The organism is Undibacterium sp. TC9W (assembly GCF_049339865.1).
In the GTDB taxonomy this organism is placed as follows: Bacteria; Pseudomonadota; Gammaproteobacteria; order Burkholderiales; family Burkholderiaceae_D; genus Undibacterium.
In genome coordinates this window covers 1-18,226 of the sequence record NZ_JBMPPJ010000044.1, presented here as the reverse complement: position 1 = coordinate 18,226, position 18,226 = coordinate 1, and the positions used below count along the sequence as shown (strand labels likewise).

The window sequence follows — 18,226 nt, the reverse complement described above, 5'->3', positions numbered from 1 at the left end:
TTCGCCAGCTCTTTGGCCAGCGCCTGCAGTTTGCTTCTTTCCATTGCGTTTGTCGTCATTTTGGCAATTCCTCATTATAGGAGCTTCATCTGCCAGAATTACTTACACACTTTTATTTACAGGCTCGGTTGAGGAACCATTTGCCACATTTTTTAGCTTAATAGTTTAGTGTATATCTATCTAATTTCCGAACGAGGAGAGCGGGGTCAGGTCTAACTTTCCTACATTTTCAACCAGGTGGGCGATTACGCGCCGCTAATCGTCCCTACGTGCTCAATTCGAATTTAACCAAGTCGGTTCTATTTCAATACATTCGGTTGCCTCATCGATGTGCCACCATCGATCAAAGTTACTTTGCATATCATCTTTTTCTAAATCGATACCAAGTTCGACTCTTATTGCGGAATCACTGAGCGTGCCATCTTCAGACTCATAATTTAGAAATTCTTTTTTACAGGCTTTAGCAATAAGTCTATGCCACGATTCGAAAAAACGCTCGTACGGATGCTCTTTAGTCATGACGACGAAGGGCCGCGCCAATCTCTCCAAATCTTCTGAGTCAAAGATTTTTTCAAGTACAGAGATTAATTCTTTTTTCGGACGGATGACGTACACCATCCTTGTTATTATGTCTTGAAGGTCTTTATCGTAGTATGACATCTAGGGTCTCCAACATTCGGTTGTAGTCACAAGGTGCGGGGTCACAAGGTGCAAGGTGCAGGGTCAGGTCTGACATTCATACATTTTAAACCCAGCGGGCGATTGCATGCCGCTAATCACCTCTACCCGCTGCTAACCCAAGGTATTTAGATGCACGGTTGTTTGGCTATGATTCTAGGCCAGTTTTTATCATGGTCTGTAGATACACATTGTTTCTCGAAACGTATCGATAGGCCGCGTTCAGAAATAATAGGAATGGCTTTGTATATCGTCCCTGCTTCGAGTGCAGGAGATTCGATAGAGAAGGGTTCAGATCTCTTCCATGAGTTATTAATTGATCCGCCAGAAAATGTAATTTTATTCGTTGCTTGAATTACTGCTTTGAAAGTATGAATTCCCGGAAGAACAAGCGTATTATTTCCGCAGACATTGCTTGGAAGGCCAGGGCTATTAGTGGTAGGGCCTGGACAGAGTTTTCCATCAACTCCGACTAGCATGCCAACTATTTCTTCTCCGTGATAGGAGCTTACTCCGTTCATAATTGACACAGATTTTGCATCGGAAATCATATCTCCAGGATACATTTGAGCTCTGTTCAGTCCTCCATTGGCACATCCGCTAAAAAGAGAAATTAAGGTAAGACAGAACAATACGTAAAGTTTATTTAATCGCATTTTAATAATTAAGGAAAATCAGATTAAGTCCTAGTTTTCTTGCAGCGCGGGGTCGCGACTGATATTCATACATTTCCTAGCCTTGTAATTTAGTTAGCTTATCATTATTGCTCTAGCTCTACTACTGGCCTTGCGTCCTTTTCCTCTTGCCCCTTCTTAGTCTCGATCTCCAGTTGCGTAGTAAACCCCTGCGCTGTGACGCTGTGCGTGGTTTTAGCAATGATTCAGTCCGTGTCCCTGATAGGTGTTTTAAGCTGGGGATGCGCACGCCCATCAAGGGGCAAGGGGGCAGGTCTGGCATGCTACATTTCTAACCAGACGGGCGATTACGCGCCGCTAATCATTGGGCGCACGCGCCAGTGTAGGTGTCGCGGCTGGCGGTGTGGTAGCGGTGTTTGTCGCCGTCGCGGTGCTCTAGGATGATGGCGGGTAGGCTTTCGCTTTTGCTGTTGCTGCCCTCAACGACGGGCAAGAAGAGCAGGGTGTCTTTTTGACTGCGGCTACAGCATCAAAGTGTTTGCCCGGCCGATTTTAAAAATTGATGTCTGACTCATTGGTCTGGTCTTTGTGATCTATGACTTTGCCCCGAAGGCTTTGGTCGAGCTTGGGTGTTAAGTCATTTAAATAAGCCGTTCAACTATTTCAAGCAATCTGATTTTTTCGCGCTGTATTCACGCCAAACAGATAGGTGATTTGCTTCATGTCTTTTTGCTGGATTAGTCTTATCCCTGCGATGAACATGATCACACCAGTTACCAGAAAGCAGATGTCCCAATATATTGAATGTGCAATAGCTGCTGACCCTTCGGCATGGTGAGTGCTCAGGAGATAGTGGCCGATGATGCCTTCTATCATGTTAAAAATGCCCCAGCCAGTGAGCAGGCTTCCTTTCAATAATGGTGATGACGTTTGCAAGCTGTATGTTCTGCTGGCCTGCCAAAACAGGATGAATGCAGTGATGAAGAAGACGTAGGTGAGGGTGTATACAAGGCTAGCTGTCATGCTGCCTGTGAAGTTGTTGACGGGGAAGTTTTTAATGGCGGTGATAGGGTGCACATTGCTTGGGGTATTGTGCCAGTTGAAGATGCGTGGGAGTATGACTGTGTCCACCAGGCCGCCAAGGCCTAAACCAAAGAAGATGCCTGCTGCGGTAGGGAAGCTGCTTTCTTTATTGGTGAAAATATTCCTGGACGTAGTCATTTTTTTGATTTTCTTAAAATTCAGATTGAGATATTGACGGCAGGGTGAAGGATATGTGAAGGGGGAATTTCCTGCGCTTCCTCCACTTTCCTCTACTTATTGCCGCGCTTTTATTTCCAAAGCTACGCTTTAGAAATCCGACATGGATGATCTGGCCATATCATCAAAAATCATGGCATCGGATAAACGCAGGTCGTCCTGGTAGTCTTCGTCCATAAATACATACAGGTCGTCGTCATCAAATTCTTCTCTTGGTTTTTTCACTTCTTTGTTTGCAGCATTGCGAGTGAGACTGGCTGTCAGTTTTGTGGAGCTCTCAAGAAAATCATGTTCTTCATCAGCAAATATGCCGTTTCTTTGGATGTCGTCATTGAACGATGACTGTGCCCTTTGCTTGGCAGCATCTTGAATGACAGCGTTGATGGTTGTATTCATGATGGACGCAAAGCGTTTGGAAGAGACTTGGTTGTTGCTGATGGAATTTGATGACATTACTTTCTCCTCAATAGATTCGACCCAAGGTCGCCAAATTTGTCATGGTGGTTTGACGCGGTGGTTTGAAATAACCAGTAGCGCCATCTTAAATAGATGTTTTATTGCTTTCAGTCAGTGGAGATATAGGCGTTTTGTCAGACAACGCGCAGTGCTGTGGGGCATCCATACTTACAAGGCTTATAACGTATGGTTTTTTGACTTTGCCTGGCTGGCAAAACGTGTGTCTTTAGAGGGGCATACTATGTAGTAGCGAGAGTCAGCGCGGGGCAGCGTGATGAGTAGGGTGCGTGGTCAGGCCAACATTCAGGCATTTTCAGGTTTGTGAGCGATGACGCGATTGTCAGCATGGTCTGGTGTGATCTGCATGCTAAGCACCTGCGCTTGCAGCACAGCAAGCTCGTCTTCATGATTGGCAGAATGGATATGCTATTTGATTTTTGAGTCAGCGTAGGAACTGACTGACAAGTTTTGTGGCCTTGGTCTTGTAGATGTGGCGGGAATTGATTGGTATCTTGCCTTACGTTTTAAATATTTCTGCAACAGCGAAGTAAGTACCTATGCAGTGGATCTGCTGGTTTCTTCTAAAGTTCTTTTGAGAAATATTTAATTGGACAATCGACTCACTACTTGATTCAGGAGTATCACGATGACTACCATGCAAACCAATACAGCATCTAAAAAAGCGGCAATCAAATCCAGTGCACTCGCTTCCAGGCCCAAGCTGACAGAGGAAAAAATTCTGCGCATGGGGGAGATGGAGTACATGAATGATGCGCAACTGGCGTTTTTTAAATCTCGCCTGGAGGAAATCGAATTGACGCTGGTTCAGAATGCCAACGAGACTACTATGCATCTGCAGGAAAACGACATCATTGCAGATCCTTTTGACCGTGCCACGATAGAAGAAGAACATGCGCTGGAATTGCGTGCGCGTGACCGTGAGAGCAAGTTGCTCAAGAAGGTCAGGGTTGCCATAGCGCGCATAGATGAGGGGGATTATGGCTGGTGTGAAGATTCTGGCGAGCCTATTGGTGTGGAGCGTTTGCTGGCTCGCCCTACGGCAACGCTGTCGCTGGAAGCGCAGCAACGCCATGAACAAAGGCAAAAATTATTTGGTCATTGATTTTTAACAATGACGATTTACCAGATAGCAGGGCAGGATAACTAACCAACTCGGAGGGCATATGGAATTGATTTTTTGGATTTTTGTCGGTGGTATCGTCGGCTGGATTATTTTGACGACTTCGACGGGGGATCACCAGAATATTTATCTGAATGTGCTCGTTGGTATTGCGGGTGGCCTGATCATAGGTTGCCTGATGCCCTCATATTTAAATGTTGATACACCCTACAATAGTGGTTTTGACTTTCAGGCGCTGGGCAGTTTGATCGTTGGCGCACTGGCGATACTGAGCGTAGCCAGCCTTTTTATGCAGCGGAATTCGCGCTAGAGCCCACAGCACCTCTGAAGACTTTTCATCATAAAACAAGCCCTTGTTGATCAAGGGCTTGTTTGTTCTTGCTGCTCTGGCAGGTATCGTGCATTTACGAAGTTGTGCAACTGACCGGCGGTAATCCAAAGAAAGATAAATAATTGGCTTGCTCATGCTGTGCGGCCACCTGGTCAAACCATTGATCTATCAGAGCTTTGCTGGTATCGACAGAGTGCAGTGATTTTGAGGTGTTCAGCACGACACTGCCGCTGGCCTGATTGGTTTGGGTGTAATACGAGACATAACCAAGTTCGGAAGCGTCTATCGCATCGGCGATGAGGCCTATGCCTTCTTTGAGCGTGACGGTGATGTTGTGGTAGGTGGTTTCTATACCGCTGGCCTCTGGTGCTGGTGAATAAAGTAAGCAGGCAGAACGTAAATTGTCCGATGCCATGGGGACGAGGTCTATCTCGTTATAGTAGCGCCATGAATTGGAGAAGCTTTTGTCGTAGGCATCTGCAAATGCCTGGTTGCCAGCGGTGGGTGCGGCAAAGGTGAACACGGGGAAAAGCTTGGGCGGGGTTATATTGTTTTGCTGGAGTTGATACAACAGCCAGGGCGCAAAGACTGTCGTCAGATTGCCGCCCAGGCTATGTCCAACCACGCCGATGGAAATGTCACTGCCGATGGCATTTGCAGTAAGGTACTGGTATATCGTTTGACCAGTCACATCGACCAGCTGAGTCAGGTCATTGAGGCCATCTGACGAGCCCTGTGAGATCATAGGGTTGGCGTCGCTGCCTGGATATGTCCAGGCAGTTTGTTCAAACACATTAAAATCCTGATCAAACCAGTTGTCAAAAGCCTGCCAGCTAAAGTTGAGCAGTGAACCGCGTATCCCCACTACATATTGTGAGCTGCCATTATAGGCAACGAACGCGATATTGCCGTTGATGTCAGTTTGCGCTACCCAGACTGCGCTCCAGCCATTGTCCATGCTGTTTAATGTTGAGGCTGGATCAGCGCAATATGCTACTGCCGCCAGCGTCATCGCTAATCCTGGATTGGGGTCGGATGTATTGCCTATCAATGTGCTCATACTGTTTTCCTCGTAGATGTGGGTTGGTATGCAAGGGGGGGGCAGATTTGTCCAGGCCGGGTCAATATGCGCATCGGGCAAATCAGTTTTAAATTCCGATTTGACAATGTAGTTTATGATGGTTAAAAAGACAAGTTCATTTTATAGATCTCGTGTCATATGTGCAGTGCAGCTTTAGTGATTTGCTTTATCTTGCGAGGGAAGGCAGGGGGGATTGCAGCGACTCTGTGAGATATTCTGGAACCTGTGCAATAATTAATAGTCTATCAAGTTTGCATTTGAGTTTTTGTGATCAATCTTTTTTATGTTGACCAGGGAATTCAAAGTTTCAAGGGAATCATGGAGTTTGAATTGTTGAATATTTGCCCGATAAAAAATGCCATTATCGGCTCTTCGATCTGGGCGACGATGCTTTTGTCAGGCTGTGCTTCTTTGCACCTCGATGAAAGAAATCCTCATATAAATGTCAAGGCTGCTGGTGGTGACACCAGCGTTCCACGGGCGCATTACGCGTCGAGGCTGGGATGTGCAACAAATACTGCGGCTGAGAGCGATCCTTGCCCTCATCCCATGTTTGTGGGAGTAGCGATTTCTGGTGGTGGATTGCGGGCGGCAAATTTTGGCCTGGGGGTAATGTCGCAGTTGCGTCATTTTGGTTTGTTTGATGAAGTCACAGCAGTGTCATCAGTCTCTGGTGGCTCACTTGCGGCAGCTGCTGTCAGCCTGAAGCCATTGACCAGTGACTCAGATTTTGATGTGATGGCGTCCCAATTGCGCCGGGACTATTTGTCATCATGGGTATACCGTTCGGCCAATCCTATCAATTTTGTACCCACCCTGACATCCGGTAAAAATGCCACCCGCATCCTGGCAGATGTGTTTGACACGGGGATATACAAAGGTGCGGTCTATGGCGATTTGGGTGAACGCAAGCCGGGCAAGCCGTCACTGTATATCAACAGCTCGCATGCACACCGTTTTGTCGGTGCAGACAGCTTGACGACCCGGGGGCTTAATTCTTCAGAAGCGAGCCTGCAGGGCTTCACTTTCACTGATGCGGCATTCAAGGAAATTGGTTCAGATTTAAATCAGTTGCGTTTGGCAGATGCAGTTGCCGCATCTGCTGCCTATCCAGGTTTGTTCGTGCCTCTGGCATTAAAAAACTTTAATGCCGACAGTGATATTTATCATCAGGCCAGTCCCAAGTTCTTGCATTTATATGATGCCGGTTCGTCTGATAACCTGGGTGTTGACGCTCTGGTCCGTGCTTATTCAGAGATTTTGGTGGGCACTCAGGATTTGTCTTGCCTGCTGATACTGGTAGATGCGCACGTCAATGACAGAGGAGACTTGAGCGGTTCATTGGCAGATACCAGGAGCAGCATGATAGATTATGTCATCAGCCCGTCTATCTATCGCGCTTTCGATTCATTGCTCGAGCAACGCAGGGAATGGCAACTGGAGATGCTGGGTGTGCCATTGGCGTCTGATCAGTCATTCAGGTTCAATCCTAACGTCAATATCCCGTTAAAGAATTATGCATTTTCTGGAAAAGGGAATGCTGTTGAGCGTGGGCGTCATTTGGCATTGAATGAATCCGCAGGCCGCTCTATCAATAATGCAAATTGTGCGGTCTGGCATATAGGTCTGGATCGTTTGCTGGAGTTGACCAAAAAGGGCAATCCGCGCAAGCGCAATGCATTTTTCCAGCAGGCTGCGGCTGATGAATACAGAGATGATTCCTATCGGGATAACCAGCTCATCAGACTAGACCGCTTTGTCAATTCCATACAAACAAATTACAAGCTTGCCTTGAATGGGCCCGGGCGTTGCGACGAGGTGCCGATACAGAATTCTCTTTTTGAAGCGGCAAGAGTGTTGATGACCACGGATACTGATTCCAGCACCAAGCTGGTGACATGGCTGAGAGAAAATCACCGCGAAAACCTGTCGCAGAATATCAACGATGTGCTGGCATCAAAAACGATGCAGGACCAAAAAGAGGTAGTGCAGGTACCACGCTATTCAGTGCAAGAGCCAAATTCTTCGCATCCGCTGGCGTCCTGGATCAATTGCATTAAGTAATTCGCCTTGCCAATAAAAAAGACCTGAGCTAGCTCAGGTCTTTGCATTTGCTGGTGTCATATTGATAGTGGCGTTGATATGTTTTTGTATCATGCCGCGATCTTGTGGTCGGCCCAGTGATAATCTATTGCCGCACTTGGCACACCGACAGAATTGGTATTTTCTGACGACATGCTGATGTGGCGTATATATTCTCCTGCGGCCTGTCTTTGTCTCAGATTGTCAGCAAATTTGAGGGCGGCAATCATGTCGCCGGTATCAAATTCCCTGCAGTGAGACATCTTAATTTGCTTGTGGATTTCTATCCAGAATACAGCAAACATGTTTACCTCCCTTCCTTAGAAATAAAAATAACGTCAAGCTGGCGGGTTTCCCCTTTAAGCCCGGGCTTGTCCTTGCGATTAAGTAAGCAAGGAGAAGCTTGATTAAATGAATATTGTTACTTGCGGAACTGTTATCAGTACCGGTGTTTCCGTGGCCTGACTGCTAGCTACTGGCCACGACCGCTTGCGCGGGTTTTACTGCTGGGTCTGTGCTTTTTTTGATAAAAACAGCAGATGATTAAACAAAAAGCCCGGAGCTTTTCAGGGCATCCGGGCTTTTCAGCTTTAAGTAAGGAGGAGCGGGTTTTAATCTGCTCCTGCTACCTGAAGGGCTGGCCTTCGGATGCGGTGATACTGGTTGGGGTTAAACGTAAAATTAACTGTCTTGGACTGCTCGCTACGGGTACTCACATGCTTGGCGACTGTGCGAATAATGCTGTTGCTATCATCGCGTTTGGACGTTGTGCCAGACGCCGCCAGAGTTGTAAGTGCATCACGATAATTCAGTCCTGCCACTACCTTGGCCGACAATGCTGACAGCAAGCCTTGTGCGGTTAAGCACATGTCTTGTTGCAGTTGTGGGAGCCAGGTAGATTTCACGTATCGTTCCTAAAGAAAAAATGTTTAAAAAGTCTTGCCAAATTCGATGAATTGATCTTGCCACAGCTTTGGGAAAAAATCCAGCATGGCGTGGAGAAAATTGAATGTGTCATGTTGTTTTTATGCGGTGACCGCAAAAATTGCTTATATCCTGTATCATCGCAGCCGTTGATTGAGGTTCAATCACGCTTATGACAAACCCAGTAACAATACATTTCCCCATGTCCGGACACAAAATAAAAGCCGAGCTCAGAATCCGTGAGTTGATGGTTGAGCACAAGATTCGTTCGGTTTCTGCCTTGCACCGCCTGCTGATTGCAAGACGGGTGACCGTCTCGCACTCCCAATTATTGCGTATTGTCGATAACAAGGCAGAACACTGGAAGGTAGAGTTTATTGAAGCTTTTGCTGAGCTTTTTAATTGCTCGGTACAAGACTTGTTCCGTTTCGAAAAACTCGCCGTCACTGAAGCCTCTGCTGATGCGCTTGCGCAGGATAACGACGCGGGTGACAGTGCTGGAGAATAAAATTGCAGGAGTTTGATGCAGCACAAAAAGTGTTTCATGCAGCCGTCATAATTTTGCGCTATAGTATGTCTAGCTGCTGTACATACAACCGATATGTATGACGGTAGTGAGGTGCGCTTGGTTTGCGTTCAAGCAGACAAGCCACCGTCCAGAATTCAGAAAAAAACGGCAGTCGTATAAGCGACTGCCGTTTTTTTATTTTCAACTTATTTTCAGCTTATTTCCGGCGCTGCTGTTTTTCTCTGTAGGCACCCGGGCTCACGCCTGTCCACTCCTTGAAGGCATGGTTGAAGGCGCTTTGCTCCTGATAGCCTAGCAGGAAGGCGATATCAGCCAGGCTGAAACCTGTTTGCTGCAAATAATCGATGGCCATGTCTTTCCGGGTTTGATCCAGGATTTGCTGGAAGCTGATGCCTGCTTCACTTAATTTGCGCTGCAGCGTGCGCTGGCTTAGTAGTAGCTCTTGTGCGATCAAAGGCAATCTGGCCTGGTCTTGCGCCAATGTATTGCTGATAGCTGCTCTGACTTGGGCGACGATGCCACCATCTTGCTGGGCCTGTTGTTTTTGTTTGAGTAATTGTTCGGCATGATGTTGTAATACCGGGTACATGCTGACATCGGCATTGGGTACTGGCCAACTCAGCAATGCTGTGGGGAAGCGCGCGCAATTGACGGTCGCATCGAAATGTACTCCCATGCCAAACAGGCGATGATGTTCGCTCAAATCATCTGGAGCCGCATGCCTGAAATAAACCGGAGCATCTGGCAGTGTAGTGCCAGCAAACCAGTTGCCAAACACGCGTATGCCTGCGAATACGCTTTCAGCCACATGCCTGCTGGCTTGTGGGAAATGGCTGTGCCACTGATATTCAGTCATCGCATTATCAATGACCAGGGCTGAGCGCCCGAGGTCATGCGCCAGACCTTCATAGCGCATGGTTTGCTGGAAGGCTTGTTCAAAGTCCTTGCAGCTCATCAGTATCATGCCATACACATTGTAGGTGCCAAGCTTGACCCTCTCACCTACATGCAAGCCAAAGTGCGGGTCTTTGCTTAGTTCTGCGCCAGCATCAAGCAGGCGTATATAGTCTGCAGCAGCTATGCTTTCCTGCAATCTGCTCAGGGCATCTTCAGCCATGCCAGCCATGGTCGCCAGTGTGCGCAAATTCAAACAACGTTCATTCGCCAGTTCAAGTAATGGTTGCAGGTAGGCGGCAGCCACCCGTCCAGTGCTGCGCTTGCCTGCGACAGATCCTGTAAGTGAATTTGGCATATTAAAACAAGAACCTTGTCATGAAAGCGCAATACCTGAAGGTGACACTTGATTAAGCTACAAGTTAATTATTGAGTATACCAAGCTAGGGCTTAATTCAGGGATAGAAAAAATGCGACGTTGGAATGGTTGGGGTGATGACAGTATTCATTATGCGATCAATGCAGATGCCCTGAATTTTTTGCAGGCACGCATAGGCCAGGGCTTGCCGCAGACAGATGCAGAACTGGATCAGGTATGCCAGCAAGTGCCAGAGAGCCGTTTGCCGGCTCATCCTCTGGTAGATACAGATGCGCTGGGCCGTGTCAGGCATAGCCTGGGGCAAAGCCTGCCAGACTGGCTCAAAATGCGCTTTGGCAAGATCAGCCATTTCCCTGATGGTGTGGCTTACCCAGAAAGTGCCGGAGATGTGCGCAGTTTGCTGGATTACGCCAGCTTGCATGGCATCGCCCTGATACCTTATGGCGGTGGTACCAGTGTGGTTGGGCATCTGGCCGTTACTGAGAGTGTACAGCCTGTTTTGTCGGTGGATATGTTACGCATGTCGCAATTGCTGAATCTGGACAAGGCAGCGCAACTGGCGACTTTTGGTGCAGGTGTCTTTGGCCCGGACCTGGAAGCGCAATTGCGCGCCCATGGCTATACGCTGGGGCATTTCCCGCAATCTTTTGAATACTCTACGCTGGGTGGCTGGGTGGTTACCCGTTCATCTGGTCAGCAGTCATTACGCTATGGACGTATAGAACAATTACTGGCTGGTGCCAGGGTAGAGACCCCTGCGGGGAGGCTGGATATCCAGACCTTTCCGGCATCCGCTGCCGGGCTGGACTTGCGGGAGATGCTGCTGGGATCAGAAGGGCGTGTGGGCATAGTGACTGAAGTGACCGTACGCATCACGCCTTTACCTGCATGTGAAGAATTTCACGCTGTCTTCTTTCCTGACTGGGATGCAGCGCAAACTGCTGTGAGGTCTATCGCCCAGGGCAAGCTTGGTTTATCAATGTTGCGACTGTCAAATGCAACTGAAACCCTGACCAGCCTGACACTGGCAGGCCACAAGACGTTGATAGGCTTGCTTGAATCTTATTTGCGCCTGCGTGGCTGTGATGAGGGTAAATGCGTTTTGCTCATCGGTGCTAGCGGGGAAAAAACTCAAGTGCGCCATGCCATCAAATCTGCATTGAAGATGACAGGCCAATATAAAGGCATACATGTAGGTAAAACCATGGGCGAAAAATGGAAGCAGGGGCGTTTCAGGAATGTGTATCTGCGTAATAGCGCCTGGCAGCAGGGTTATGCGATAGATACCGTAGAGACAGCTTGCGACTGGCCCAAAGTAAAGACCATGATGTTGAGCATGGAGCAGGCTGGCCGGGATGCCATGACTACAGAAAATGAACAAGTACACACCTATACGCATTTGTCCCATTTATATGCTCAGGGTGCCAGCGTGTACTCGACTTTTGTTTATCGCCTGACTGGCGATTATGAGCAAGACCTTGCACGCTGGCGCAGGCTCAAATCTGTAGTCTCTGCCGCTATCGTTGACAATGGCGGCACCATAAGCCACCAGCATGGCGTGGGCAGTGACCATGCTCCTTATCTGGAAGCTGAAAAAGGCAGTCTGGGAATATCTGGGCTGCGTCATCTATTCAAACACTTCGACCCGCAGGGCATCATGAATCCTGGCAAGTTATTGCCTGCAGAAGACGTAAAGCAATGAAAACAACCACATCACGTGCCGATTTGCTCAAGACGATTGCCAACCAAGAGCAAGACTGGGACATCATCGTCATTGGTGGCGGGATTACTGGTGCAGGTATATTGCTGGAAGCTGCCCGACGCGGCTTAAAGGTTTTGCTGGTCGAGCAAAAAGATTTCGCCTGGGGTACATCAAGCCGTTCATCCAAACTCGTGCACGGCGGCTTGCGCTACATTAAAGAAGGTAAATTTCTCCTGACACGGGATTCAGTGCGCGAAAGGCAGCAATTGATGCAAGCCGCAGCGGGCCTTGTCGAACCGCAGAGTTTTGCCTTTGCCGACTATCAGGGACGCAAGCCCGGGCGATGGATGTTTGCGATCGGTTTGGTCATCTATGACTTTCTGGCTGGTTTGCGTGGCAAGCATTATTTTTCGGCGCAGGACTTCCAGATGCTGGCACCGCATATACCGACGGCTGATTTGAAAGGCGGCTCCTGCTATCTGGATGCCAAGACTGATGATGCCCGTCTGGTGCTCAGGGTCTTGCAGGAGGCGCGTGCTGCCGGAGCTATCGCCTTGAACTATCTTGCAGTAAAAAGTGTCACGTATGAAAACGAGCAGGCCACTGGAATTATCCTGCTAGATGTATTGAACATGCAGGAGTACCAGATCAAGGCAAAAGTCATCATCAATGCAACCGGAGCCTGGGCTGACGACCTGCGTCAGCAGCAAGGGGCAAGTGCAAGATTGCGCCCTCTGCGCGGCAGCCATTTGCTAATACCTGCCTGGCGCTTGCCGGTGGCGCAGGCAGTAAGTCTGATGCACCCGCGTGATGGCCGCCCAATATTTGTTTATCCCTGGGAAGGTGTTAGCCTCGTCGGGACGACAGATGTCGATCACAGCGATGATATGCAGCAAGAAACTGCCATCACCGCACATGAAGTCGCTTATTTGATGGAAGCGATGGACTTCCAGTTCCCGCAATTGCAACTCAAGCTCGATGACATTATCGCCAGCTATGCAGGTATACGACCTGTGATTGATACCGGCAAGGCCGACCCATCGAAGGAAGGGCGTGATCATGCCATCTGGCTGGAAAAAGGCTTATTGACAGTCACAGGCGGCAAGTTGACGACTTTCAGGCTGATTGCGCAAGATGCGCTAAAGCACATTGCTCATTTATTTCCTAGTCATCAGTCTGATCAAAAGGTGAGCAATTTATTTGCCCGCCCATCAGATTTAGCTAATGAAAAACAATTAAACCATACACAAAAATCACGGTTGCAAGGCCATTATGGTGAATCCGCTGCTGAGATTGTACAAATTGCTCAAGATGGTGAACTGGATTTCATACCAGGGACACTGACCATGTGGGTGGAATTGCGCTGGGCAGCGCGGCATGAAGCGGTAGAGCACTTGCAAGACCTGATGTTGCGCAGAACTAGGCTGGGTTTATTGGTACGCCAGGGTGGCCTGGCATTGTTGCCGCGCATCAGGGCAATTTGTCAGCCTGAACTAAAGTGGAATGACGAGCGATGGGAAAATGAACAGTCTGACTATCTGCAACTGTGGAGCAAGTATTATGCTTTGCCAGACAAGAGTAGTATCCCTGAATGGCGAAATCTGCGGCAGTCTATATAAAATAAAAAATCATGTCCAAGCAATATATTCTTTCCATAGACAACGGCACCCAAAGCGTCAGGGCAATCCTGTTTGATTTGCGGGGCAATATTGTCGCCAAATCCCAAGTGCATCTCGAAGCTTATTTTTCAGATCAACCTGGCTGGGCAGAACATCATCCTGAAGATTACTGGCAGGCAGTATGTACAGCCTGCCAGCGTCTGTGGAATGAACATGGCATTTCTCCATCGACGGTACAAGGTGTTGCCGTGACCACCCAGCGCGGCACCATGATCAACCTGGACAAGCAAGGCCAGCCTTTGCGACCCGCGATTACCTGGTTGGATCAAAGGCGTACCGACATAGTCCCGCCGGTTAACCCCTTGTGGATGACGGCCTTCAAGCTGGCGGGCGTTGCCAGCACTATTAATTTCTTTCGCGGTGAGGCCGAAGCCAACTGGATCAAGGCGCATCAACCAGACATCTGGGACAAGACGGATAAATACCTGATTTTGTCCGGTTACCTGAATTATCGCCTGTGCGGCAATTTCATTGATTCCATAGGTTCGCAAGTCGGTTATTTGCCATTTGATTATAAAGGCTTGAAATGGGCTGGGAAATTGGACTGGAAATGGCAAGCATTGGCGGTAAAGGCCGAAAGCTTGCCTGAGCTGGTGCCACCCGGTACAGTCATGGGACACATCAACCAGGCGGCTGAGGCCGCAACCGGCATACTGGCTGGCACACCTTTACTGGCTGCAGCGGCGGACAAGGCATGTGAAGTGATAGGAGCTGGCTGCCAGCAACCTAATATCGGTTGCCTCAGTTATGGCACGACTGCGACCATCAATACCACCAGCAAGAAATACCTGGAAGTGACACCATTCATACCACCTTATCCAGCAGCAATCCCCGGTTCTTACAGTACCGAGGTGCAGATATTCCGTGTTTACTGGATGGTGAACTGGTTCAAGGAACAATTTGGTCATCATGAAAAACTGCAGGCGGCAGAGCAGGGCGTCTTGCCAGAGGCCTTGTTTGATGAACTGGTGAATGCAGTGCCGCCGGGCTCCATGGGACTGATGCTGCAGCCATACTGGACACCCGGTATCAAAGTGCCGGGTGCAGAAGCCAAGGGCGCTATCATTGGTTTTGGTGACGTGCATACGCGTGCACATATGTACCGCGCTATTCTTGAAGGACTGGCTTATGCCTTGCGAGAAGGCAAAGAGCGTATAGAAAAACGTAGCGGTGTGGCGATCACTGAATTGCGAATCTCAGGCGGCGGCTCTCAGAGCGACGCTGCCATGCAATTGACGGCAGATATCTTTGGCTTACCGACATCGCGCCCGCATATCTATGAAACCTCAGGTTTGGGTGCTGCTATCGATGCAGCGGTAGGCTTGGGCCTGCATCCCAGTTTTGACGTCGCGATCAAGGAGATGACGCGCATAGGCAAAACCTTTGAACCTATCGCTCATCATCAGCAGATATACAATGAGCTGTATAACCGGGTTTATCAAAAGATGTATGCTCGCTTGCAGCCTTTGTATAAAGAGATACAGCAAATCACCGGATATCCGAAAATGCATTGATGCCACATGGTAGTGCCTGGCCTGCTATCATTATTCGCATGACGACAATAGTACTCTTGCCTGGCATGGATGGTACAGGCACACTCTATGAGCCTTTGCATAAGGCATTGAATGGTAGATGTAAACTACTGGTATTGACATATCCGCCAGATCAAGCGCTGGGCTACGCAGAACTGGAGATCTTGGTTCAAACGCAGTTACCGGTAAGTGAAGACTATATTTTGCTGGCAGAATCATTCTCTGGCCCAATTGCCATTTCTATTGCTGCCAGCCGGCCAGTGCGGCTGAAGGCCTTGATACTCTGTGCGACTTTTGCATGTAATCCTTATCCCTGGATGGCAGGTTTCAGATTTGTGCTGCCTTATTTACCGACCAGACTGGCACCATTGCGGGTCCTCAGCCATATGTTACTGGGGCGATTTTCCAGCAAAAAATTGTGCATGCAGTTGGCAGATGCTTTGGCACGTGTCAGGCCCGCCAGTTTAAAGGCCCGTTTGCAAGCGGTGTTGAGTTGCGATGTCAGAGAAAAACTCCAGGCCATCAAAGTGCCGGTACTCTATCTGCAAGCCAACAGGGACAGCTTGATACCAGTCTCTGCCCATGCAGATATTAAAACGCAATTGCATGAAATGGAAACATGCCGATACGATGCACCTCATTTTTTATTGCAGACGAAAGCGGATGCAGTTGCCAAAGATGTTCAGCGGTTGATATCGAAAGTCGAAGTTGATAGGGAGAGGTAGTGTTGAGTAATAGTGATAAAGTTGAATATGCCAGGCGCCTGAACGGTGTTCTTGACTATGTAGACCAGCATTTGGATACGTCGTTGGAATTGGAAAAATTGGCTGAGGTAGCGCATTTTTCACGTTTCATTTTCACCGTATATTTGCTGCTTGAATGGGTGAAATGCCGGGAGTTGATGCGCGAATACTTGCCAGCCAGCGGCATGCAATGAGACGACAGGCCCTGTTTTGAGCAGTTTTCGGCAAATTCTGCTTTGGATCCTCAGACAGGAATATTTTCTTGTCTGTTATGCATACCTGTCAAGGCGCTATAAAAAATACTGCAATAAAAGTGACATACTCACTTGTGATGACTGATTCAGCTTGAGTTAATCAAGCAATACCGAGCCATCGGGGCCCCATTTCACTTTGGTGATCCCTGGCTCGGTTTCTTCCAGCCGTTTCATCTCATGTTCCTGTGGCGTTATCATGCCACGTTGCAGGCGCAATTCATCTGCCAGTTTTTGGTCTTCCATAATTTGTTGACGACGCGCTGCTGCCAGCTGTATGGTTTCCAGCAATTCTTCCTGGTTCCAGGGTTTAGCGATGTAGCGAAACACCTCGGCATCATTGATGGCACCCAGTATGGTCTTGAATTCGGCAGATGCGCTCAGCATGAGGCGTATTGCATGGGGCTGCATTTCCTTGGCAATGGACAAGAACTGTATGCCGTTCATGCCAGGCATATGGTAGTCAGAGATGATAAAGTCGAAAGCTGTATTACTCAGGCGATTGATCGCTTCCTGAGGGGAATTAAGCAATTCCATTGTCATTTCCATCTCTTTTGCGACGCTTTTCAGGCTCCTTTGCAGTGCCAGCAGAACATTTGGTTCGTCATCAAGCAATAATATCCTGTACATTATTTTCTCCTGTTGCTGTGTACACGTATGACTAGTTTGGAGCCTGCGGGATGCTCGAACAATCGCAATTTGTCGATGACGTGCTGGTCCAGTACGTAATCGGTAGGCAGAAGCAGCATACCTTCTTTGGAAATCACATCAGCAGAAAGTATCATTCCTGGCTGTATTTGCGCTGTTGATATTTCTTGATCGTCAATCTCGTCAGTCTTGTTGCTAATAATTTGCTTGAAAGCTGCAACAACTTTTTCATCATAACGATTTCCGGCACCGCGAATAATTAATGCCTGCGCATCTTCCGCATGCATTCTTTTTTGAAGCAAGCTGCCATTCTGTAGATTGTCATAATCGCTTGATAGCGACAAAATACGTGCGCCTATTGGGATATTTTCTCCTTCCAGGCCGTCAGGAAAGCCTCTGCCATCAAATCGTTCATGCTGCGCACGTATAATCTTTGCACTACCTTGCAAGTCTTGGAGTGGCATCAATAATTGCTCTGCACGTAGAGTATGTTTATGAAATTGTCCTAGCTGCTCACCATTCATTTGACTGACAGGGGTTGCCAATAACTCATCTGAAAAACCGATCTTGCCAATATCCGCTAATAGGGATGCGACAAAAATTTCTTGAGTCTCCTTAGAATCAAGGTTAAGTTTTTTTGCAATTTTTCTTGATAAATCGGCTACCCGTCTCGAGTGCCCAACAAGTTTGCCACCGCGCATTTCTATAACATTAGAAAAAACTTTGATAGAAGTGAGAAAGTTGGTCTTCAATTTGTCGTTGACGCTTAAAAGCGACGCATGAGCCTTCCTAAGATCTATGGTTCGCTCATCTACCTTGATTTCCAGACTGGCATTAAGGGATTTAAGTTCTTCGTTTTGGCGCAGAGTTAGTGCTTCTAGCCTTTTTTTCTCTGCTTCTAATGCCTTGCGCTCCAGCGCTTGTTTAACTACTAGAACAATATCATTATCGTTCCAAGGTTTTGTTATATAACGAAAGATTTCTCCTCTGTTTATGGCATCTATGGTGGACTGCATGTCAGCATAACCAGTTAGTAACAAGCGTATAGTGTCAGGCCAACGCGCTCTTACGTGTGCCAAAAATACTGCACCATCCATGACTGGCATACGCATATCGGAAATAGCCAGATCTACTGCTTCCTTTTCAAGTAGGTCGTAAGCATCCGGTGAAGTCATCTTGAAGTTAAGGGCTTAAGCGTAGATGATCGTGTCCACTTATTAAGTGGACACTTGTACATGATGGATGACGGAATCAATACGCCAAGACGGCGTCGGCGACACA

Annotated in this window: 19 protein-coding genes; 9 read left to right on the top strand and 10 right to left on the bottom strand. The window is 48.0% G+C overall.

Annotated elements, in window-relative coordinates:
- Nucleotides 1-273: 273 nt before the first annotated feature.
- The 4 genes from ACO0LN_RS29970 to ACO0LN_RS29955 all read right to left on the bottom strand — a co-directional run bounded on the left by ACO0LN_RS29970 (nt 274) and on the right by ACO0LN_RS29955 (nt 3,026).
- Nucleotides 274-660, bottom strand: coding sequence for a hypothetical protein (locus ACO0LN_RS29970; RefSeq protein WP_422980367.1), 387 nt, complete (start codon nt 658-660; stop codon nt 274-276).
- Between the two features lie 146 nt (nt 661-806).
- Nucleotides 807-1,334, bottom strand: coding sequence for a hypothetical protein (locus tag ACO0LN_RS29965; protein WP_422980365.1), 528 nt, complete (start codon nt 1,332-1,334; stop codon nt 807-809).
- 642 nt (nt 1,335-1,976) lie between these two features.
- Nucleotides 1,977-2,534, bottom strand: a complete 558-nt coding sequence (locus ACO0LN_RS29960; protein ID WP_422980363.1) for a DUF2243 domain-containing protein — start codon at nt 2,532-2,534, stop codon at nt 1,977-1,979.
- Between the two features lie 129 nt (nt 2,535-2,663).
- Nucleotides 2,664-3,026 carry a hypothetical protein gene (locus ACO0LN_RS29955; RefSeq protein ID WP_422980361.1) on the bottom strand — a complete coding sequence of 121 codons (363 nt, stop codon included), beginning with the start codon at nt 3,024-3,026 and terminating at the stop codon, nt 2,664-2,666.
- A 658-nt stretch (nt 3,027-3,684) separates the two neighbouring features.
- Between ACO0LN_RS29955 and dksA the strand changes: the two genes are divergently transcribed.
- Nucleotides 3,685-4,152, top strand: a complete 468-nt coding sequence (gene dksA, locus ACO0LN_RS29950; protein ID WP_422980369.1) for an RNA polymerase-binding protein DksA — start codon at nt 3,685-3,687, stop codon at nt 4,150-4,152.
- Nucleotides 4,153-4,213: 61 nt separating this feature from the next.
- Nucleotides 4,214-4,480: a GlsB/YeaQ/YmgE family stress response membrane protein gene (locus ACO0LN_RS29945; protein ID WP_422949696.1), complete on the top strand. Its 267-nt coding sequence runs from the start codon at nt 4,214-4,216 to the stop codon at nt 4,478-4,480.
- A gap of 94 nt (nt 4,481-4,574) precedes the next feature.
- On the opposite strand, the gene ACO0LN_RS29940 is transcribed toward ACO0LN_RS29945, so the two are convergent.
- Nucleotides 4,575-5,561, bottom strand: coding sequence for a lipase family protein (locus ACO0LN_RS29940; protein WP_422980359.1), 987 nt, complete (start codon nt 5,559-5,561; stop codon nt 4,575-4,577).
- 339 nt (nt 5,562-5,900) lie between these two features.
- On the opposite strand from ACO0LN_RS29940, the gene ACO0LN_RS29935 reads away from it, so the two are divergent.
- Nucleotides 5,901-7,646: a patatin-like phospholipase family protein gene (locus tag ACO0LN_RS29935; protein ID WP_422980357.1), complete on the top strand. Its 1,746-nt coding sequence runs from the start codon at nt 5,901-5,903 to the stop codon at nt 7,644-7,646.
- Between the two features lie 89 nt (nt 7,647-7,735).
- On the opposite strand, the gene ACO0LN_RS29930 is transcribed toward ACO0LN_RS29935, so the two are convergent.
- Together ACO0LN_RS29930 and ACO0LN_RS29925 are read right to left on the bottom strand one after the other, a co-directional pair.
- Nucleotides 7,736-7,969, bottom strand: coding sequence for a hypothetical protein (locus tag ACO0LN_RS29930; protein ID WP_232063347.1), 234 nt, complete (start codon nt 7,967-7,969; stop codon nt 7,736-7,738).
- A gap of 306 nt (nt 7,970-8,275) precedes the next feature.
- On the bottom strand, nt 8,276-8,569 hold the full coding sequence (locus ACO0LN_RS29925; protein ID WP_422980355.1) for a hypothetical protein: 294 nt from the start codon (nt 8,567-8,569) through the stop codon (nt 8,276-8,278).
- A gap of 221 nt (nt 8,570-8,790) precedes the next feature.
- Here ACO0LN_RS29925 and ACO0LN_RS29920 point away from each other — a divergent pair, with 221 nt between their 5' ends.
- On the top strand, nt 8,791-9,096 hold the full coding sequence (locus ACO0LN_RS29920; protein ID WP_422980353.1) for a helix-turn-helix domain-containing protein: 306 nt from the start codon (nt 8,791-8,793) through the stop codon (nt 9,094-9,096).
- A 217-nt stretch (nt 9,097-9,313) separates the two neighbouring features.
- Here the strand turns inward: ACO0LN_RS29920 and ACO0LN_RS29915 are convergent, their stop codons facing one another.
- Nucleotides 9,314-10,369 carry an AraC family transcriptional regulator gene (locus ACO0LN_RS29915; protein ID WP_422980351.1) on the bottom strand — a complete coding sequence of 352 codons (1,056 nt, stop codon included), beginning with the start codon at nt 10,367-10,369 and terminating at the stop codon, nt 9,314-9,316.
- A 112-nt stretch (nt 10,370-10,481) separates the two neighbouring features.
- Between ACO0LN_RS29915 and ACO0LN_RS29910 the strand changes: the two genes are divergently transcribed.
- The 5 genes from ACO0LN_RS29910 to ACO0LN_RS29890 are packed head-to-tail and all read left to right on the top strand — an operon-like array spanning nt 10,482 to nt 16,240.
- Complete coding sequence (locus ACO0LN_RS29910) at nt 10,482-12,092, top strand: FAD-binding oxidoreductase (RefSeq protein WP_422980349.1); 1,611 nt, start codon at nt 10,482-10,484, stop codon at nt 12,090-12,092.
- On the top strand, nt 12,089-13,711 hold the full coding sequence (locus ACO0LN_RS29905) for a glycerol-3-phosphate dehydrogenase/oxidase (protein WP_422980347.1): 1,623 nt from the start codon (nt 12,089-12,091) through the stop codon (nt 13,709-13,711). Before ACO0LN_RS29910 ends, ACO0LN_RS29905 begins: the two co-directional genes overlap by 4 nt.
- Before the next feature lie 11 nt (nt 13,712-13,722).
- Entirely contained in the window at nt 13,723-15,285 is a 1,563-nt protein-coding gene (locus ACO0LN_RS29900) for an FGGY-family carbohydrate kinase (protein WP_422980345.1), read from the top strand.
- Between the two features lie 38 nt (nt 15,286-15,323).
- Nucleotides 15,324-16,028 carry an alpha/beta fold hydrolase gene (locus ACO0LN_RS29895; RefSeq protein WP_422980343.1) on the top strand — a complete coding sequence of 235 codons (705 nt, stop codon included), beginning with the start codon at nt 15,324-15,326 and terminating at the stop codon, nt 16,026-16,028.
- A 2-nt stretch (nt 16,029-16,030) separates the two neighbouring features.
- Nucleotides 16,031-16,240 (top strand): hypothetical protein, encoded by a 210-nt coding sequence (locus ACO0LN_RS29890; protein WP_422980341.1) that lies wholly within the window; start codon nt 16,031-16,033, stop codon nt 16,238-16,240.
- 156 nt (nt 16,241-16,396) lie between these two features.
- Here the strand turns inward: ACO0LN_RS29890 and ACO0LN_RS29885 are convergent, their stop codons facing one another.
- Both ACO0LN_RS29885 and ACO0LN_RS29880 read right to left on the bottom strand, forming a co-directional pair.
- A complete protein-coding gene (locus tag ACO0LN_RS29885; RefSeq protein WP_162058797.1) occupies nt 16,397-16,927 on the bottom strand; it encodes a response regulator in 531 nt (176 codons plus the stop codon).
- On the bottom strand, nt 16,927-18,120 hold the full coding sequence (locus ACO0LN_RS29880) for an HD domain-containing phosphohydrolase (RefSeq protein ID WP_422980339.1): 1,194 nt from the start codon (nt 18,118-18,120) through the stop codon (nt 16,927-16,929). The genes ACO0LN_RS29885 and ACO0LN_RS29880 overlap by 1 nt, the downstream gene beginning before the upstream one ends.
- Nucleotides 18,121-18,226: the final 106 nt, after the last annotated feature.

Excerpts from the sequence above, each read along its gene's own strand:
- ACO0LN_RS29970 (WP_422980367.1), bottom strand. The coding sequence starts at position 660 with ATGTCATACTACGATAAAGACCTTCAAGACATAATAACAAGGATGGTG.
- ACO0LN_RS29965 (WP_422980365.1), bottom strand. The coding sequence starts at position 1,334 with ATGCGATTAAATAAACTTTACGTATTGTTCTGTCTTACCTTAATTTCT.
- ACO0LN_RS29960 (WP_422980363.1), bottom strand. The coding sequence starts at position 2,534 with ATGACTACGTCCAGGAATATTTTCACCAATAAAGAAAGCAGCTTCCCT.
- ACO0LN_RS29955 (WP_422980361.1), bottom strand. The coding sequence starts at position 3,026 with ATGTCATCAAATTCCATCAGCAACAACCAAGTCTCTTCCAAACGCTTT.
- dksA (WP_422980369.1), top strand. The coding sequence starts at position 3,685 with ATGCAAACCAATACAGCATCTAAAAAAGCGGCAATCAAATCCAGTGCA.
- ACO0LN_RS29945 (WP_422949696.1), top strand. The coding sequence starts at position 4,214 with ATGGAATTGATTTTTTGGATTTTTGTCGGTGGTATCGTCGGCTGGATT.
- ACO0LN_RS29940 (WP_422980359.1), bottom strand. The coding sequence starts at position 5,561 with ATGAGCACATTGATAGGCAATACATCCGACCCCAATCCAGGATTAGCG.
- ACO0LN_RS29935 (WP_422980357.1), top strand. The coding sequence starts at position 5,901 with ATGGAGTTTGAATTGTTGAATATTTGCCCGATAAAAAATGCCATTATC.
- ACO0LN_RS29930 (WP_232063347.1), bottom strand. The coding sequence starts at position 7,969 with ATGTTTGCTGTATTCTGGATAGAAATCCACAAGCAAATTAAGATGTCT.
- ACO0LN_RS29920 (WP_422980353.1), top strand. The coding sequence starts at position 8,791 with ATGTCCGGACACAAAATAAAAGCCGAGCTCAGAATCCGTGAGTTGATG.
- ACO0LN_RS29915 (WP_422980351.1), bottom strand. The coding sequence starts at position 10,369 with ATGCCAAATTCACTTACAGGATCTGTCGCAGGCAAGCGCAGCACTGGA.
- ACO0LN_RS29910 (WP_422980349.1), top strand. The coding sequence starts at position 10,482 with ATGCGACGTTGGAATGGTTGGGGTGATGACAGTATTCATTATGCGATC.
- ACO0LN_RS29905 (WP_422980347.1), top strand. The coding sequence starts at position 12,089 with ATGAAAACAACCACATCACGTGCCGATTTGCTCAAGACGATTGCCAAC.
- ACO0LN_RS29900 (WP_422980345.1), top strand. The coding sequence starts at position 13,723 with ATGTCCAAGCAATATATTCTTTCCATAGACAACGGCACCCAAAGCGTC.
- ACO0LN_RS29895 (WP_422980343.1), top strand. The coding sequence starts at position 15,324 with ATGACGACAATAGTACTCTTGCCTGGCATGGATGGTACAGGCACACTC.
- ACO0LN_RS29885 (WP_162058797.1), bottom strand. The coding sequence starts at position 16,927 with ATGTACAGGATATTATTGCTTGATGACGAACCAAATGTTCTGCTGGCA.
- ACO0LN_RS29880 (WP_422980339.1), bottom strand. The coding sequence starts at position 18,120 with ATGACTTCACCGGATGCTTACGACCTACTTGAAAAGGAAGCAGTAGAT.